The organism is Glaciimonas sp. GNP009 (assembly GCF_054343755.1).
This window is the reverse complement of sequence record NZ_JBTGUV010000004.1, coordinates 1,655,001-1,673,395: the sequence shown is the minus strand read 5'-3', so window position 1 is coordinate 1,673,395 and position 18,395 is coordinate 1,655,001. Positions and strand designations below refer to the sequence as shown.

Annotated in this window: 15 protein-coding genes; 7 read left to right on the top strand and 8 right to left on the bottom strand. The window is 47.9% G+C overall.

The annotated features are described in order from the left end of the window. Window positions 1-37 precede the first annotated feature (37 nt). The 5 genes from hemH to can all read left to right on the top strand — a co-directional run bounded on the left by hemH (window position 38) and on the right by can (window position 6,915). Window positions 38-1,144 (top strand): ferrochelatase, encoded by a 1,107-nt coding sequence (hemH, locus tag ACXX82_RS08325; protein WP_322233569.1) that lies wholly within the window; start codon window positions 38-40, stop codon window positions 1,142-1,144. Between the two features lie 563 nt (window positions 1,145-1,707). Then, window positions 1,708-2,247, top strand: a complete 540-nt coding sequence (gene grpE, locus ACXX82_RS08320; RefSeq protein WP_322233567.1) for a nucleotide exchange factor GrpE — start codon at window positions 1,708-1,710, stop codon at window positions 2,245-2,247. 144 nt (window positions 2,248-2,391) lie between these two features. After that, window positions 2,392-4,335: a molecular chaperone DnaK gene (gene dnaK / locus ACXX82_RS08315; protein WP_322233565.1), complete on the top strand. Its 1,944-nt coding sequence runs from the start codon at window positions 2,392-2,394 to the stop codon at window positions 4,333-4,335. Between the two features lie 335 nt (window positions 4,336-4,670). Then, window positions 4,671-5,810 carry a molecular chaperone DnaJ gene (dnaJ, locus tag ACXX82_RS08310; protein ID WP_322233563.1) on the top strand — a complete coding sequence of 380 codons (1,140 nt, stop codon included), beginning with the start codon at window positions 4,671-4,673 and terminating at the stop codon, window positions 5,808-5,810. 436 nt (window positions 5,811-6,246) lie between these two features. Then, window positions 6,247-6,915 carry a carbonate dehydratase gene (can, locus tag ACXX82_RS08305; RefSeq protein WP_322233561.1) on the top strand — a complete coding sequence of 223 codons (669 nt, stop codon included), beginning with the start codon at window positions 6,247-6,249 and terminating at the stop codon, window positions 6,913-6,915. A gap of 224 nt (window positions 6,916-7,139) precedes the next feature. On the opposite strand, the gene panB is transcribed toward can, so the two are convergent. From panB to ACXX82_RS08270, 7 genes are all read right to left on the bottom strand, one after another. Continuing rightward, window positions 7,140-7,979, bottom strand: coding sequence for a 3-methyl-2-oxobutanoate hydroxymethyltransferase (gene panB, locus ACXX82_RS08300; RefSeq protein WP_322233559.1), 840 nt, complete (start codon window positions 7,977-7,979; stop codon window positions 7,140-7,142). 1 nt (window position 7,980) lies between these two features. Further along, a complete protein-coding gene (locus ACXX82_RS08295; RefSeq protein ID WP_323506528.1) occupies window positions 7,981-8,628 on the bottom strand; it encodes a deoxynucleoside kinase in 648 nt (215 codons plus the stop codon). A 216-nt stretch (window positions 8,629-8,844) separates the two neighbouring features. Continuing rightward, entirely contained in the window at window positions 8,845-9,324 is a 480-nt protein-coding gene (folK, locus tag ACXX82_RS08290) for a 2-amino-4-hydroxy-6-hydroxymethyldihydropteridine diphosphokinase (RefSeq protein WP_458563973.1), read from the bottom strand. 11 nt (window positions 9,325-9,335) lie between these two features. Then, entirely contained in the window at window positions 9,336-10,715 is a 1,380-nt protein-coding gene (gene pcnB / locus ACXX82_RS08285; protein WP_322233556.1) for a polynucleotide adenylyltransferase PcnB, read from the bottom strand. Window positions 10,716-10,932: 217 nt separating this feature from the next. Beyond that, on the bottom strand, window positions 10,933-11,604 hold the full coding sequence (locus tag ACXX82_RS08280) for a histidinol-phosphatase (RefSeq protein WP_322233553.1): 672 nt from the start codon (window positions 11,602-11,604) through the stop codon (window positions 10,933-10,935). Continuing rightward, entirely contained in the window at window positions 11,601-12,341 is a 741-nt protein-coding gene (hda, locus tag ACXX82_RS08275) for a DnaA regulatory inactivator Hda (protein ID WP_322233551.1), read from the bottom strand. The genes ACXX82_RS08280 and hda overlap by 4 nt, the downstream gene beginning before the upstream one ends. Window positions 12,342-12,448: 107 nt before the next feature. Continuing rightward, complete coding sequence (locus ACXX82_RS08270; protein WP_323506529.1) at window positions 12,449-13,531, bottom strand: AI-2E family transporter; 1,083 nt, start codon at window positions 13,529-13,531, stop codon at window positions 12,449-12,451. A gap of 153 nt (window positions 13,532-13,684) precedes the next feature. Between ACXX82_RS08270 and purM the strand changes: the two genes are divergently transcribed. Both purM and ACXX82_RS08260 read left to right on the top strand, forming a co-directional pair. Beyond that, entirely contained in the window at window positions 13,685-14,728 is a 1,044-nt protein-coding gene (gene purM, locus ACXX82_RS08265) for a phosphoribosylformylglycinamidine cyclo-ligase (RefSeq protein ID WP_458562745.1), read from the top strand. A 700-nt stretch (window positions 14,729-15,428) separates the two neighbouring features. Beyond that, on the top strand, window positions 15,429-17,054 hold the full coding sequence (locus tag ACXX82_RS08260; protein WP_458562744.1) for a scabin-related ADP-ribosyltransferase: 1,626 nt from the start codon (window positions 15,429-15,431) through the stop codon (window positions 17,052-17,054). 440 nt (window positions 17,055-17,494) lie between these two features. On the opposite strand, the gene ACXX82_RS08255 is transcribed toward ACXX82_RS08260, so the two are convergent. Continuing rightward, window positions 17,495-18,364 (bottom strand): proteasome-type protease, encoded by an 870-nt coding sequence (locus ACXX82_RS08255; protein WP_322233543.1) that lies wholly within the window; start codon window positions 18,362-18,364, stop codon window positions 17,495-17,497. Window positions 18,365-18,395 lie beyond the last annotated feature (31 nt).

Here is an 18,395-nt window from a genome sequence, read left to right as displayed (position 1 = left end):
CTATATTGTGCCGCAGATAATTTTTTAGGAATTTCGCATGCGCTTTCGTAAAGAGCCACCTTTCACTCACGGCACGACATCAAAAACAGCAGTCGTACTGGTAAACCTGGGAACACCTGACGCGCCAACATCTAGCGCGGTGCGGCGGTATTTGAAAGAGTTTCTTTCCGACACGCGAGTGGTTGAAATCCCACGGGCAATCTGGTGGTTGATTTTGCATGGCATTATTTTGCCGTTTCGTTCAGGAAAATCAGCCCTGAAATATGCGTCGATCTGGACCAATGAGGGCTCACCACTCAAAGTGCACACCGAAAAGCAGTCAACCTTGTTACGTGGTTATCTGGGGCAACGTGGGCACAAAGTGCAGGTTGCCTATGCCATGCGGTATGGCAATCCGTCCGTGTCATCGGTGCTGGACAAATTAAAGTTGGACGGCTGTGATCGGGTACTCATTGTTCCAGCCTATCCGCAGTATTCGGCGACCACCACGGCGTCCATTTTTGACGCCGTATTTAGTCATTACGCCAAGGTACGCAATGTGCCCGAGTTGCGTCTTATCAAGCATTATCATGATCACGAAGCCTATATTCATGCGCTAAAAGAGTCGGTGCTGACGCATTGGGCGATGAATGGGATGCCGGATAAGTTGGTGTTGAGCTTCCACGGTGTCCCCAAGCGGACATTGCTGCTGGGTGATCCGTATCACTGTGAATGTTATAAAACGGCGAGATTGCTGGCACAGGCGCTAGATTTGTCACAAGAGCAATATATGGTGACATTTCAATCGCGTTTCGGGAAGGCGGAGTGGCTGCAACCATATACTGCACCAACATTAGAAAAATTAGCCAAACAAGGCGTCGAGCGCGTTGATGTCATATGTCCAGGATTCACCAGTGATTGCCTGGAAACATTAGAAGAGATTGGTATCGAAGCAAAGGCCGATTTCTTAAAAGCAGGCGGTAAGGAGTTTTATCTGATCCCATGCCTGAACGAATCATCAACATGGATTCAAGGCTTGGCGACGTTGGTAGAGGAGCAATTAATCGGTTGGCCAACCCATTTGTCCCCCAATGACGTTGCTGAGCAAAAGCTGCAAGAGAAAGTGCAAAAAGATGAGGCGTTGCGCGTCGGTGCTGAGAGATGAAGTAATTAATGCCACGAATCATGGGTACGAATGCTGTGCTGTCGTGGTCGGCAGATTCTACTCCTTAATGCAATTAATAGATTTTCTATTAATAAATCGCGACTAAATGTGAATAGCTTATCCAACCGGCCGCTAGTGAAATATACAGCAGCATGAAGGCCGAAATGAGAGATAGTTTCATGGTATTCACCTATTGACGAGTCAACTTTTAATAACTTTTAATTTTCAATTTGAATGCCTTGAAATTTGAATAAATAAGAGTAAAAGCCAAATGATAGTGCGCTTGATGCGTCGCAGCAAATTCAAAGGGGTAAAATGTGAAACAAATTGTTGCAACGCCACACATTTGACACGCCATAATCCCCTTGAAAAAGTAGGGGATAGCCCCATTTGGCAAGTCATAGATCAGTTTGTCCCGCTTTAAAGTGGTTTTAAGGGCGCCGAAAAGCCGCCGGAAAACTTTTTTTTGCACACGTGATAACGCAAAACCTTAAAACATCGCAATACACCGCATTAAACGGATTTAACACATCATTAAGTCATTGATTGCAGGAGATTTTTGAATGGAAGACATGGAAAAGCAGACCGCGCAAGTTGAAACCGAAAATACCATCGCTCAAGAACAAGCGGCGGTCACGCCTGAATCAGCATTAGAAGTCGAATTAGCAGAAGCGCTAGCCAAAATTGCTGATTTGCAAGATGCATTTTTGCGTGCCAAGGCAGATACCGAGAACGTTCGTCGTCGTGCCCAGGAAGATATCGCGCGCGCCAGCAAGTTCGCTATCGAAAATTTTGCCGAGGCAATGGTTCCAGTGAAGGACAGTCTGGAAATCGCATTGAAACTGGAAACACCTTCTGTCGAGTCGTTAAAGGAAGGTGTGGAAATGACGTTGAAGCAGTTGGTTGCAGCGTTCGATAAAAATCGCCTTCTCGAAATTTCGCCAGAACCGGGCGAGCGTCTTGATCCGATGAAGCATCAGGCGATTTCAATGGTACCAGCCGAGCAAGAGGCAAATACCGTCGTGAGCGTGTTGCAAAAGGGCTACATGATTTCAGACCGCCTGTTACGTCCGGCGCTGGTCACTGTTGCTCAAAGTAAATAAGTCGGCATTAAGTGAAAATAAGCGTGTAAATAAGCGAGAAAATCAAAAATAATCGCTTATTTCCGCTGAAAAGGCTTGAAAGCTTGATTTTTCTCCCAATATTTAGCATATCAAAATTCAACAAATTTAGTAAAGGACAGCATCATGGGTAAAATTATCGGTATTGATCTGGGTACGACAAATTCTTGTGTTTCCATCATGGAAGGCGGCAAGCCTAAGGTTATTGAAAACTCCGAAGGCGTGCGTACTACGCCATCCGTGATCGCTTATCAGGAAGACGGCGAAATTTTGGTCGGTGCACCTGCTAAACGTCAGGCTGTCACAAATCCAAAAAATACGCTGTACGCAACCAAGCGTCTGATTGGTCGCAAGTTCGACGAAAAAGAAGTGCAAAAAGATATCTCGTTAATGCCTTACGAGATCACTAAAGCCGACAACGGCGATGCATGGATTGCTGTGCGCGACAAAAAACTGGCACCGCAGCAAATCGCTGCAGAAGTGCTGCGCAAGATGAAGAAAACCGCTGAAGATTACCTCGGCGAAGAAGTCACAGAAGCGGTTATCACCGTTCCTGCATACTTCAATGATGCACAACGTCAGGCAACCAAAGACGCTGGCCGTATTGCTGGTCTTGATGTGAAACGTATCATCAATGAGCCAACCGCAGCCGCATTGGCTTTTGGACTGGACAAGACCGAAAAAGGTGATCGCAAGATTGCTGTGTATGACTTGGGTGGCGGTACTTTCGACATCTCGATCATTGAAATCGCCGACGTTGATGGCGAAATGCAGTTTGAAGTGCTGTCGACTAATGGCGATACTTTCCTCGGTGGTGAAGATTTCGATCAACGCATGATTGATTACATCCTCGACGAGTTCAAGAAAGTTAACGGTATCGATCTGGGTAAAGACGCGATTGCACTGCAACGTATTAAAGCGTCCGCTGAGCGCGCTAAGATTGAGTTGTCATCGTCACAACAGACCGAAATCAACGAGCCGTACATTGCCATGGCTAACGGCGCACCAGTCCATCTGACCATGAAGATGACACGTGCCAAGCTGGAGTCTTTGGTCGAAGAGTTGATCGAAAAGACCATTGCACCTTGTCGTATTGCGATTCAGGACGCGGGCGTCAAAGTATCTGACATCGACGATATCATCCTGGTCGGTGGTATGACGCGTATGCCTAAAGTGCAAGAGAAAGTAAAAGAATTCTTCGGTAAAGATGCACGTAAAGACGTCAATCCAGACGAAGCGGTTGCCGTTGGTGCCGCGATTCAAGGTTCGGTATTGTCTGGTGATCGTAAAGACTTGTTGTTGTTGGACGTAACGCCTCTGTCGCTCGGTATCGAGACAATGGGTGGCGTGATGACCAAGATGATCAAGAAAAATACGACTATTCCGACCAAGTTTAGCCAGGTTTTCTCGACAGCAGACGACAATCAGCCAGCCGTAACAATTAAAGTGTTTCAGGGTGAGCGCGAAATGGCTGCCGGTAATAAAGGCCTGGGCGAATTTAATCTGGAAGGTATCCCGCCAGCATCACGCGGTACGCCACAGATTGAAGTGACTTTCGATATCGACGCGAACGGTATTTTGCACGTCGGCGCGAAAGACAAAGCAACCGGCAAGGAAAACAAAATCACCATCAAGGCAAACTCTGGTTTGACTGAAGATGAAATTCAAAAGATGGTGCGTGATGCTGAATTGAATGCTGAAGACGACAAGCGCTTGAAAGAGCTAGCTGAAACGCATAACCAAGGCGATGCTCTGGTGCACTCAACCCGCAAATCGCTGGCTGAATACGGCGATAAGTTGGAAGCGGCAGAGAAAGAAAGCATCGAAGCAGCGATCAAGGAACTGGAAGAAGTGTTGAAGGGTAGCGACAAAGCCGCCATCGACAACAAATCAGCAGCCTTGAGCACTGCGGCGCAAAAACTTGGCGAGAAGATGTACGCCGATATGCAAGCGCAGCAAGCTGCGGCTGGCGGTGCTGAAGGTGCTGCCGCAGGTGGTGGCGCATCAGAAGGCAAGCCAAAAGAAGACGACGTCGTTGACGCCGACTTTAAAGAAGTAAAAGATAAGTAAAACCCGTCCGGGCAGTGGTTTGGAGGGTTCTCCAAGGTACTGCATTGACGCGCCGGACATAGCTTAAAGCTCTGTTCGGCGTTTTCGCTTTGAACAAATTGCTATGTTGCTGCAACTGCGGGATTGATTCTGGCCTTGAAATTGCTTGAGGTTTTTGCAAATGCTTCAGCTTTAGGCGAAGTTAATGATCAGAGTGCGATGTTTAAACGCCTTCGCTGGGTTTAATTGTCGGACATCGTTAAATTCGGTAGGGAAGTTCTGACCGAATGGTGAGCTGTCGCAGATACGCTAAAAATAGCAACTGTGTTCTTAAATAATAAGTAAGGTGCCAAAACATGGCGAAACGTGATTTTTACGAAATTCTGGGTGTAGCGAAAAACGCTTCTGATGAAGAGATCAAGAAGTCGTACCGCAAACTCGCGATGAAACATCATCCGGACCGTAATCCGGATAGTAAAGGCGCCGAAGATAAATTCAAAGAAGGCAAAGAAGCCTACGAGATGCTATCGGACCCGCAAAAGCGCGAGGCCTATGATCGCTATGGTCACGCGGGTGTCGATCCTAATATGGGTGGAGGCGGCGGTGGCGGTGGCGGTGGTTTTGCCGACGCTTTCGGTGATATCTTCGGGGACATCTTTGGTGGCGGCGGTGGCGGTGGCGCGCGAGGTGGTCGTGGCGCCGGTCCTCAGGTATATCGCGGCGCAGATTTGCGCTACAACCTGGAAATCACGCTGGAGCAAGCTGCGCATGGTTTTGATACCACGATTCGGGTTCCTTCGTGGGATGCGTGCGAACCTTGTCACGGCAGTGGTGCCAAGCCTGGAACGCAGCCGGTAACCTGCCCAACTTGCGGCGGTCATGGTCAAGTGCGGATGCAGCAAGGATTTTTCAGCATCCAGCAAACCTGCCCTAAGTGTCATGGCAGCGGAAAAGTGATTGCTGAGCCGTGCGCGTCATGTGCAGGCGCTGGACGTATCAAGCGTAACAAGACGCTCGAGGTGAAAATCCCGGAAGGTATCGACGACGGAATGCGCATTCGGTCATCCGGCAACGGAGAGCCGGGCACAAACGGCGGTCCTCCTGGCGATTTATATGTCGAAATTCATATCAAGCAACATGGCGTATTTCAGCGTGATGGTGATGATTTGCATTGCGAAATGCCGATCTCATTTGCCAAAGCAGCTTTGGGTGGTGAAATTGAAGTGCCGACGTTAAATGGCAAAGTCTCCTTTACCATTCCTGAGGGAACGCAATCTAGCAAAACCTTCCGTCTACGCAGCAAGGGTATCAAAGGCGTGCGTTCAGGTTATGCGGGTGATCTGTTTTGCCATGTTGTGGTTGAAACACCAGTCAAGCTTAGCGATCGTCAGAAAGACCTTCTGCGTGAATTCGACGAACTGACTACTGAAGGCGGTGCTAAGCACAATCCTCAGAGTAAATCGTGGAAAGATAAGGTTAAAGAGTTTTTTGAATAGGGTGTAATGGCGCTTAACCTAGGCGGGTTCGATGTCCTAAATCTGTCTATAACTTTTAGCTTGCGCCTTCAATAGCCGCTGATCCGTAATGGTTAGCGGCTATTGTCTATTTTACTTTCGCTGTCTTATTTCAAGCTGTGGTCCGCGACTGGACTGATAGCTAGCCATATCCAATAAATTGGTAATTCGGAATCGAATACAATCGTAGTTAGCATTTTCTCGCTACACTCCCATCGCGCTTATGTGTTGTTTTTAACAAATGTTAGCTCTGAAATGCATGTGTCGATTACCAATATTTAGGTGCAAATTATCGTCACTTTTAGCAGGGCTTTCAAAAAAAAAGTTCTTACGCGCCATTTTCGATAAAATGTCGTGCACGCGGGCTTACATGAGTTGCATAAACATCATGTTGATAATCCGTTAATTTGATTGGAAAATGATGATAGAACATAAAAATGTCCTAACCACGGAACAACTTTTCGAAAGCAACCGTCAATGGGCTGCCGGGATGACGGCACGTGAACCTGGATTTTTCAAAACATTGGCAGCACAACAGTCACCAGAGTATTTCTGGATTGGGTGCTCTGATAGCCGGGTTCCGGCAAACGAATTATTGGGCCTTCGTCCGGGTGAATTATTCGTACATCGGAATATTGCAAACGTTGTTGCGCATAGCGATCTGAACTGTTTATCGGTGCTTCAATTTGCAGTTGATGTGCTGAAGGTCAAACATGTATTCGTGGTCGGTCATTACGGCTGTTCCGGCGTTCATGCGGCGTTGACCAAGCGCCGGGTCGGGCTTGCTGACAACTGGTTGCGTCACGTCCAGGACGTGCATCAAAAGCATGAGCGCTATTTGGGTGAGGCTTTACCGGAACAATTGCGTCATGATCGCCTGTGCGAGCTCAATTCGATGGAGCAAGTCGGTAACATCTGTCAAACCACGATCGTTCAAGATGCTTGGGAGCGAGGGCAGGAACTGACGATTCATAGTTGGGTGTATGGCTTGCAAGACGGCTTGCTGAGAGATTTGGGCGTCACTGCCAGTGGTCCGGACGACTTGGCGAAAGCGATGATCTGCAGCCTGAAGCGGTATGAAGATTGAGATAAAGTAAGAAAAATCGGATTTGGGCACGCTAGCGCGAAAACGATTTCAAAATAAATTGATCTTTGAAGAGCCGTTTATAAGAAAGTAAATCGCTCACAAAAAATCCCCAATCAGGAATGTCCGATTGGGGATTTTTGTATTTTGATCGATTATCGTGATCGATTTATCTTGCTCGATTTATTTTGCCGCTAAAGCGTTTAAGAGCGGATTAAAGAATATTCCTAAAAGCAATGCTCCGGCGCAGGAAATGACTTGTCCTTCACCGCCGCGATATACGCTTTGATGGCTGAATCAATATTCGGTTGGCCTTGCATAAAATCTTTAACAAAGCGTGCTTTGTGACCCGGAAACACGCCCAGTAAATCGTGCAACACTAACACTTGCCCGGAGCAATCCGGACCAGCCCCAATGCCTATCGTTGGTATAGTAAGCAATTCAGTGATTTCCTTGCCCAGCACCGCCGGGATCGCTTCGAGAACCACCATGCTGGCACCGGCAGCCTGCAATGCCAATGCATCAGATTTCAGTTGTTCCACCGCAGCGCTGGTTTTACCCTGTACTTTGTAGCCGCCCATCTGATGCACAGACTGCGGCGTAAGGCCGAGATGTGCACAGACCGGAATCGCGCGTTCAGTGAGAAAGCGCACGGTTGGCGCGAGCCACGCGCCGCCTTCCAATTTGACCATTTGTGCGCCAGCCTGAATCAGCTGTACGGCGTTGATAAAGGCGGTCTCCGGCGTGCCGTAACTGCCGAACGGTAAATCGGAAAGCACGAGTGCGGTGGGCTTGGCGCGACTGACACTGGCTGTGTGATAAGCAATATCTTGCACGGTTACCGGCAATGTTGACGAATGTCCCTGACACACCATGCCGAGCGAATCACCAATTAATATAGTGTCAATTCCGCAGCGATCCAGCAGCGCGGTAAAGCTAGCGTCGTAACAAGTCAGCATGGTAATTTTTTCGCCCTTATCACGCATGTTTTGCAGCACTGGTATCGTTACCGGTTTCGTCCGTGCCTGCGCTGATGTCGCCGCTTCGCCTTGCAAATAGCCTGCCATATTATTCTCCGCGATTAAAAAATTCACGCTTGCCACGCATGCTTTCGATGCGATCCAGCAGCAATGCGAAATCACCATCATTGCCTGATAGATCCATATGTTGATTATTCACGATCAGTAAAGGGGCGGCTTCGTAATCGTAGAAAAAGCGGCTGTAACTCTCACATAATCGCTTGAGATAGTCGAGGGTAATCCCCGATTCCATTGGAATGCCACGTTTTTTAATGCGTTCAATCAGCGTGTCAGGTTCAGCTTGCAGATAGATGACCAAATCGGGTGTTGGTGTTTGTGGACGTAAGTGATCGTAAAGTTGTTGATACAGTTTCAGCTCTTCGTCAGCTAAGGTCAGATTAGCGAAGATAGGGTCTTTATCGAGCAAAAAATCTGTAACTATCGCGCTCGAGCCATCGAAAAGATCGGTCTGTGAAAGGCTGCGCAACTGATTGACGCGTTGGAACAAGAAAAACATTTGTGTCGATAGCGCATAACGCGATTGATCGGCATAAAACTTTTCCAGAAATGGGTTACTTTCCGGTTGCTCGAGCAGAACTTGTGCGCCAATGTGTGCCGCGATTTTTTGCGTTAAGGTGGTTTTACCGACTCCGATAGGGCCTTCAACCACGACGTACCTGTAATTATGTAGATTCATATTCGAAAGATAAAAGGGATCGCTTAACTCACATACGATGTGAATGAATAAGTGGCAATATTGTCATGAGAACAGTCGCAAAAAAGATTGTGGTCATGTTGCGTTGGTCTGTACTTAGCGAGCATGGTGTAACAAGTTTAGCGTAAACGCTTTTGGGCGTTGGCCCAATATCACCGAAGATCACACGTTCCGCTGGTGTTATCAATATTGATTCAGTTAAATTTTGGCAATCGACTGATCTGCCACTTGCGGCATGAACTGATGCGCTGGCCCGTGTCCGGGTATGGTGATAAAAGGGTCAATTTGCAACAGCGGGATCAAGACAAAAGCGCGTTGTATCATGCGGGGATGTGGCACGGTCAAGATCGCATCGGCGATCGTCATCGCGCCATATAACAATAGATCCAGATCCAGAGTACGTGGTGCATTCGGATAGGGACGTTCGCGGCCGAAACGTTGCTCAATGTCCTGAAGCGCTTGCAGCAACGCATGCGGCGTTAATACGGTATCGAGGCTGACCACAGCGTTGACGTAGTCATCGCCGCTGGAATCAATCGGAGCCGTGCGGAACAGGCTGGATTGCGCAATGATTGATGTCTTGGGCAATCTGCCCAGTTGCATAATAGCGTTAAGCACGTGTGCCTTGGCGTCGCCCAAATTCGCACCGATACCAATGTAACTTTTGACAGGATGCAGATCAGCCACGCTTAAGCACCGTCCTGCGTGCCGCTACTGTTACCGCTGTTGCTGCTGCCAGGACTGCGCGGACTCCGGCGTCGCGCACGTTTTTTTGGCGGCGGGCCTTCGTTGGTCAACTTTGGTTTCTGTGCCAGCAAAATTTCACGGCCGGTACCGTCGGCTTCCATAAAAGCGGTCCACCATTCGCCCAGTTCGCTATCCAGTTCACCGGAAGCGCAGCGCAATAGCAGAAAGTCGTAGCCCGCACGCAAGCGTATATGTTCCAACAATTTGTATGGCGCTTTACCTACGCGACGTTCAAAACGCGGTTGCATAGCCCAGATATCGCGCATGTCTGAAGCGATTTTCCGTTGCAACGCCAACTTGTCGGTTTGGGCATCCAGCACATCATCCGCGGCAAGATGCAGCGCCGGAATAGGAAATTCGCCAGCAGCTTTGTAGGCCGTCCATTTTTCGAGTACTTGATGCCACAGCAACGATGCAAAGAGAAAGCCGGGCGAAACGGGTTTGCCTTGCAATACGCGCTGATCGGTATTTGCTAATGCCAGCGTGACGAATTTTTCGCCCATCGGTTGCTCAAGAACCACGTCCAGCAGCGGCAGAAGGCCGTGATGTAAGCCTTCTTTGCGCAGTTGTTGCAGACAAGCCAGCGCATGCCCGCTCATGAGCAATTTCAGCATTTCATCAAATACGCGTGCAGTCGGCACGTTATTGATGAGGGTTGCCATAATAGGAATCGGGGCGCGGGTGTCCGGTTCAATCGTAAAGTTTAACTTGGCGGCGAAGCGAACAATCCGCAACATGCGCACCGGATCTTCGCGATAGCGGGCCTCGGGAACGCCGATGATGCGCAAGGTCTTGGAGCGAATATCCGCAATTCCTCCGTGATAATCGAGGACACTCTGGCTACTTGGATCGTAATACATGGCGTTAATCGTGAAGTCGCGTCGGATTGCGTCTTCATGTTGCTCGCCGAACGTGTTGTCGCGTAACACCCGGCCATGCTCATCCTTTGGCGCGCCTGTCGATGAGGCGCCACGGAAGGTGGTGACTTCGATCAACTCTTGGCCAAACATGACGTGGACTATTTGAAAGCGCTTGCCGATCAAAAAGGCGCGTCGAAATAACCGTTTGACCTGCTCCGGCGTAGCGTTAGTGGCGACGTCGAAATCTTTTGGTTTAACGCCCAATAGAAGATCGCGGACCGCACCACCGACGATGAAGGCCTTGAAACCGGCTTCTTGCAAGGTGCTGGTGACACGGATCGCATTGGGCGAAACGAGTTGAAGGTCAATGCCATGTTGCTTGGGGCTTAGCACCACCGGCTTGGTGTGGTCTTCCACCTTTTTTTTGGGTCCGAGAATGGAGCGAATCAGCTTTTTGATCATTGTGTCTTGATTATATGTTGGCTATATGTCGCCTCGACTACAGACGAACTCAAAAAACCACCTGCATCTACCAAGCTTGTCTGTGCGATGCATGCTCTCGTTATTGCAAATGGTGTGATTGTATTAACACTTAAACTTGCATTTGCATGAGATTGCATAGTTGGCAGCATCGCCAATCCAAATTGGGGCGTTTGTTACGGTTTTTTTAGAGATGTGTCTATTCGTCGAACAACTGCAGTATTGACCAACCGTGTGCGTCAGCATGTGCTTTTAGCTGGGCATTTGGGTTGGTAGCGATCGGATCGGTCACCAGCATCATCAGCGGTAGATCGTTATGCGAATCGCTATAGAAAAAAGACCGTGGAAAGCTGGAGAGCGTCATATCCATCGTTGCCAGCCATGCGTGGGTATGAATAACCTTACCAGGGCCGTATGTCGGCGTGTCTAACAGTTTTCCGGTGATTTCTCCGTCATCCGTAGTTTCTGGATCGGAGGCAATCAAAAAGTCTACGCCAAGTGCCTTCGCAATCGGTTCGGTGACAAAACTATTGGTGGCTGTCACGATGGCGACCAGATCGCCCGCATCGTGATGCTGTTGCAGAAGGTCTAACGCCTGCGGAGTAATCCGCGGCACGATCACTTCTTTCATGAATTGTTGGTGCCAGGCGTCAAGCTGCTTACGCGGAAATGTAGACAGCGTGCCGAAAGTGAATTCCAAATACTTTACCGGATCGAGTGTGCCCGCTTGATACTGGGCAAACCATTCGGCATTACTTTTACTAAATAGATCAGCATCCACCGCACCGATGCGGATTAAAAATTGGCCCCACTCATAATCCGAGTCGATCGGCAGCAGAGTGTGGTCAAGGTCGAATAGGGCCAGATTCATAGTGATTTTTCTTCAGATTCGAGTTGTAACAGGCTGCGTAACAACGGCAGGGTTATAGGACGCTTAGTTTCTAGCGAGTAACGATCAAGTTCGTCCAGTTTTTCCATTAATGAGCGCATATCGCGTCGAAAATGCGTAATGAGATAGGGTAGCACGCCACTCGACAAGGTGAGTCCACGTGCTTGCGCTGCTTGTGACAATGTTGAGATTTTTTCTTCATCGCTGAGGCCATTTAGTTGATAAATCAGGCCCCATCCAAGTCGCGTTCGCAAATCTTCACGTATGGTATGGGTTAATTCTGCCGGCGGTTGTGCGCCGCTGGTAATAAACCAACCGCCATGCTCACGAATTTGATTGAATAAAGCAAACGCCAAAATCTGATCTTCTGCGCATAGCTTGTCGCAATCATCAATCAGATAGCCGGTATCTTCGGCAGAAAAATGAAACAGACCAGCGCTATAGGACTCGTTGTATTCAATTGCATGATGCGCGTTTAAATCAGCAGCGCTGATCAGATGGGCGTTAGTAATGCGTGCAAAGGCTTGCAACAGATGGCTTTTTCCGGCACCGGATTGACCCCATAAATAGACGAATCGATCTCCCGGTGCGGTTGCTGAGGTAGTCGATGGCGCTGTCAATTGGCGCAAAAACTGCAACACTTCCTGATTGTTTCCAATCACGAAAGTATCGAGCGTTTGCGCGTCGTCGGCAGTAATATCGAGTAGTAATTGCCTCATGCTTGATTTTTCATACTTTTTACAGACTTAATTGCGTATTGAGTTGCGTATTGAGTTGCGCATTGAATGCGCTATTAAATTCCGTACGTTGTTGATATAAATGCATTTTACTGAGTATAAAAACTACTATTCAGATAATGCATGCGAATATGTTTCACAATGACCGACATAATCGCCGAAGTTGGTAGCGCCAGCAAGATGCCGACGAATCCAAATAGTTGTCCGAATGCCATTAAAGCAAAAATTACCACCAGCGGGTGCAAGCCAATCCGCTCACCGACCAAACGCGGCGTCAGGAAGAAACTTTCAAGCATTTGACCTAATCCATAAACAATTGCCACTGCCGCTAAACCGTGAAAACCGCTGAACTGTAACATCGCTGCGATCAGCGCCAGCGCTAAACCGAGACCAAAGCCCACGTATGGAATAAACACCAGCAAACCGGTGATGATGCCGACCGGCAGCGCTACGTCAAAACCTGCAATTGCCAGGCCGGTTGAGTAATAAATCGCCAGAACCAACATCACCAACAATTGACCGCGGAAATATTGCGCCAGCAATCCATCTACTTCAAGGGCCATGCTATTGGTCTTGGCTTGCCAGCGACGCGGGACCATGTGACCTAATGTGGCAATAAATCGATGCCAGTCTTGCAATAGATAAAATAACACGATTGGGACTAACAGTATCGTTGCGATCCAACCTAATACCGCGGTTCCACCGACTTTGACCGAAGCCAGAACCGCAGCCCAGATTTCGTCACCGCTGGTTGCCATTTGTTTGGTCAGCATCTCTTTGATACCACTACTATTTAGTCGAAAATGAATACCAAAGTCTTCCAGGTGCGGGCCAATAAAACCATCTAATTTGGTCAAAAAGTTTGGAATTTGGTTTTGTAACAACGGAAATTCAGTCCGCAACACCGGTATCACAATGAGGATAACTGCCAGAATCGCAAGCGATAGTATCAGCATGACAAGCAATACCGCCAACGCCCGTGGAAAAGGGTATTTTCCAATCCGCCGCCTAGCTAGCCAGTCAACACCCGGGTTCAGCGCGTATGCGAGGATGGCAGAAGCCACAAATGGCGTCATGATCGGCCCCAAAGCAACAAAAAGCGCAATAAGCAATATCGCCACAACTAGCCATAACATTGTTTGTTTTTGTTCGTCAGTAAAAGAAAATGGCATGTAATTGGGGGATAGTTGAATCGGTTTGATAAAATAGCGCTTTTATCGCGGTAACGGAACAAAGTAAACTCACTAATAGAGTGTTTACTTATTGTTGTTTTGCTACGCGCGGACGTATTCCTCTATTTTACCGCCTCTGCTGCCAATCACATCATGACTTCAACAACCAATGTTTCTCTTTCTTATCGCGACGCCGGCGTTGACATGGACGCCGGCGACGCTTTAGTCGAGGCTATCAAGCCCTTTGCCAAGCGCACAATGCGTGAAGGCGTCATGGGTGGCATCGGCGGTTTTGGTGCTCTCTTTGAAATCAGCAAGAAATTTAAGGAGCCAGTGCTGGTCTCTGGAACCGATGGCGTCGGCACCAAGCTGAAATTAGCATTTATGCTGAACCGCCACGACACCGTTGGTATCGACCTGGTCGCCATGAGCGTCAACGATATTTTGGTGCAAGGTGCCGAACCGTTGTTTTTCCTGGATTATTTCGCTTGCGGAAAACTTGATGTTGCCATCGCCACCGACGTCATCAAGGGTATCGCTCAAGGTTGCGAGCAAGCTGGTTGCGCGCTGATCGGTGGCGAAACCGCCGAAATGCCAAGTATGTACCCGGAAGGCGAATACGATCTTGCCGGTTTCGCGGTGGGCGCGGTAGAGAAGTCGAAATTGATCGACGGTACCAAAATCACGCCGGGCGATGTCATTCTTGGTCTGGCATCGTCTGGCGCGCACTCCAACGGTTATTCATTGGTACGCAAAATTATTTCGGTTGCACAGCCTGATCTGGACGCGGACTTCCACGGTCGTCCACTAGCGGATGTTTTGATGGCGCCGACCCGGATTTACGTCAAGCCATTGCTGGCCTTGATGGATGCGATGGAAGTCAAAGGCATGGTCCACATTACTGGTGGCGGCCTGGTAGAAAACATTCCGCGTGTATTGCAAGACAATCTAACCGCTGAACTGCATCGCGATGGCTGGACGATGCCACCACTCTTTACATGGCTGCAACAGCACGGCCGCGTGGCTGATGACGAGATGCATCGGGTCTTCAACTGCGGTATCGGGATGGCGGTAATTGTGGCTAAGGAAAACGCTGACGCTGCGTTTGCGCAATTGCAAGCTGCCGGTGAGACGGTTTTCAAAATCGGTACAATCCGCACACGTGCTGAAGGCGAAGCACAGACGATCGTTTTGTAAAACGTTGACAGTAATTTGTATTAAAAAAGGCTACGAAGAAATTTTCGTGGCCTTTTTTACGTGGAAACCAATGATGTAAAAGTAAATACAATCCTTGCATCTATACAGTCGCGCGGTGAAGCGCCTGCCGGATGATCATTCCAGACGACGAAGTTTTCCGGGATGATTAAAAATCTTTAAGCGCCTGGCGAAAATCCCATGATTTAGTGCTGCCATTTATTAATGCTGCGTAGATTTCTAATGCCTAAGATTTTTTCTTTTAAAAAAAAGAAAAGCCTTACTCAACTTTCAGATTCGTCTGGATTTAAAAATTATGTCGTACTGATATTATCTTCACGTGGCTAGGAGTCAGACAAACACCCGAATTGTCGGTGAGTTGAATCTGTGACCTCAAATAGTTTCGCTGCATCGACATTGCTTGCATTGCGGGGATTTAGCACGCGTTGCAATGGCCATTGAGTTTCTTATTGGGGTGATGATAAGACCCTTGAGCGCATCCGCCTAAGGCGAGCTGTTTTCACAAGTCACTGCTGCTGGCACCTGGACCCTCAAAAGGGGCGACGGTGATATTAGCATGGGGTCGGCCGCGCATGATCTGTGTCGTTTTCGCTTTGTTGCAAGGCGATGCAGTCGTCTCTTTCTTCCAAATAAGTTTTCCCTGTTCGATTCAATCTATGCCATAGAATTTGTGGCGTTTTATATGTTAAATATCATGAAAAAAATATCTCTATTTTGTTTGAGTAGCGTTGCCGTTCTTTGTTCTTTTAGTCCTCCTTTGTCTGCGCAGACACTTGGCGATATCGATGTGCCATATGTTGTACCGGAGGAGTGTTTGCCGGTTAAGGGAAAAGAGCCGATTTGGGCAACTGATGCAATAAAAGAGCAGCGTTATTATCAGGACTGGCTAAAAGCGACCACTACGATTTGTGTTGATCTAACGGCAGCACCGGGCCACAACGCGGTGAATAATCCCAGCGGCGAAGATTTACCCATGGTGTGGCGTAACGATAAGCGTTGGCAGCTTCGTGCCATAAAAAGTCACGTCAACCCTGATGATATTTTTCAAAAAGGAGATATTCCTGGTAAAACAGTGGACGGAAATCTTACTCTGGAACCGTTCTATCATGGTATTTCCGGCAAGGAGTCGGCCTTAAAAAGCACAACATATAGCTCTTCCGTTACTTCTTTTTACGGTGATATGTTGTACATGATTGATGCTCCTGGCGGGATCAACGTAAATAACACCCTTCCTAAATATTCCGGAGATCACTTTACGAATGAAATTGCTTTTCCTGGCGGCTTTAAACGTCAGTTCATTCGCGGGGTTTTTTCGGTTCCAGAAAGAGTATCTAACGGAAGTAAGCACAGTAATAATTTCACAAAATATCAAGCAAATCCTTATTATGCAAAATTTGATCCAACCCCTTTGGGGAAAGTAGATGTCGCTACTACTGCAGAAGGCCCTTTCGGGCATGAACTCACTTTGCAGGTCAATAGACCCGCAACCCGATCAGATGGCTATCCAATCTATCGTATTGCGGGTACAGACACGGTGACGATATCTGCTCTGGATTCTCATGGCAAATTTCGTAACGTGTCGTGGATGGTCAATGGTACGAATGCACATGTGAATTTAAATAATTACGGACACTGTTTGAATCTCCCAGCATCAATGCAAGTCGATGGCAATATAGTCGTCACGGCTGTCGATAATTCTCAAGAGGCCGCAACAGGAGAGGCAGCCTGTGTTGAGGTGGAGCGCCATCTTGTTGATGATGGAAAATTCCTGGAGCATCCAATAAATAAAGAAGATCCCGGTGTGGTCGTGGTTGGCAATTTTGGCAGTTGGGAAGCATTGAAGGCAGTGACGTTGTATACCGATAAGATCATTGGCAAAAGTCTTCCTGGAAATACCAGAGCGGTTATGTTGAACAGTACTCGAGCAAATGGTGGCGAAGCAGGTGTGATTGAAGGTAGCGTAAAAGCTTTGGATGAGTCCCGTAGGGGAAATCTGAAGATTTCTTTCTACGCGGGAAACAATGTAATGCCAAAATGTGGGAAGGGTCTTGCTCTAGGCGGAGATCAGACTTTTATGTTGGAAGCGTTTGACCGTGCAGGTACGATCATCGCCAGTAAAGCATTTAATATTGGTAGCGCCAACAAAAATTCCTCTCATTATTTGACGCCGAACTGGAGGCCTTTAGAAATGATATTTGAACCAAGCAATGAGGATATGAAACTGCGATTTACATCAACCAGTGAGGGAGCTTTTGCTTGTGGTTCCATGATTACTGACGTTCATGGATTTGTTCGCGGGCATTTTTGATCAAGCAGATTAAGACGAGTTAAAGACGTCGATTACCCTCTAAAACTGGTACGTTTGAAGTAATCGGCTGAATGGCTAAGCCTTTCGACGTACTCGTCTTTTATTATGTCGCGTATAGATTCGCGATTAATAATGTTCTGATGGACTGCTTGTTATTCGGGTTGCGTCGAGCTGGCGAACAGAAAAGCTGAATGGATACTGCGATCCAGAATGGTATCGACGTCGTGTCTGCGTTGGGCGACGTCGGACCGTCTCCATTATGAAAGCATATTTTGTGAAGTGCCAACCAGTCAGGGGAATTTTTTTAAAGGTTCGATCCGATGTTCGACGAATGGTGACTACAAAGAATTTATTGAGATAGTAAAAAATACGACTGAATTTGATACACGTCACCGAAAGAAAAATCCTAATTCAGGCGACGTGAAGTAAATCAAATAAATCTACTTTTGCCCCGTTTCGTCATTCTGGGCCAGCGTTTGTAGTGCCGCTGGCGTGCCAACCCAATTGATTTCTTTTGGCATCGTTACCAAGGGTTGACGTTGATCGGTTTTCAACGCTGCTGAATCGACGGCAGTTGCTACCGTGTGCCAGACCGGGTCTTCGATTTCGTCGAAAACTTCTCTCAAGCGACTAGACCAACCGCTCGAAATGGATTTGAAATATTCATTTTTCGAATCGATAGTGACGAAGCGGGTCAAGGCCAATTGTCCACTTTCATATACCAGCAGATCTAGCGGCAAGCCAACCGATAGATTGGAGCGCAACGTTGAATCCATTGAAATCAGCGCACACTTCGCAGCCTGATCTAGGGTGATTTCCGATCCAGCCAACACGCGGTCGATGATCGGTTTGCCGTATTTGGATTCACCAATCTGGAAGTAGGGATTTTCGTCATGCGCTTCGATGAAATTGCCTGCCGAATAAATCTGAAACAAACGGCAGCGCTCACCTTTGATCTGGCCACCAAAAATGATGCCGACGTTGAAGTCGATGCCAAATTTTTGCAAGGCGCTCGCATCGCGCTCGTACACCAACCGAATAGCGGCGCCTACTATTTGCGCTGCCTCGTACATTGAGGTGGCGTTCCAGATACTTTTGCCATCGGCATTAGTGTGTTCTGAAATGATTTGTTTAATCGATTGCGAAATGGATAAGTTGCCAGCAGTCATCATGACTAGCATGCGTTCGCCAGGATTCTCAAAGACACTCATTTTACGAAAAGTGCTGACGTGATCAACGCCAGCATTGGTGCGCGAATCGGACAAGAAAACGAGTCCGGCCTTCAGGCGCATAGCAACACAATAAGTCATGATGTAGAGCTCAAAATACAAAAAATGGATT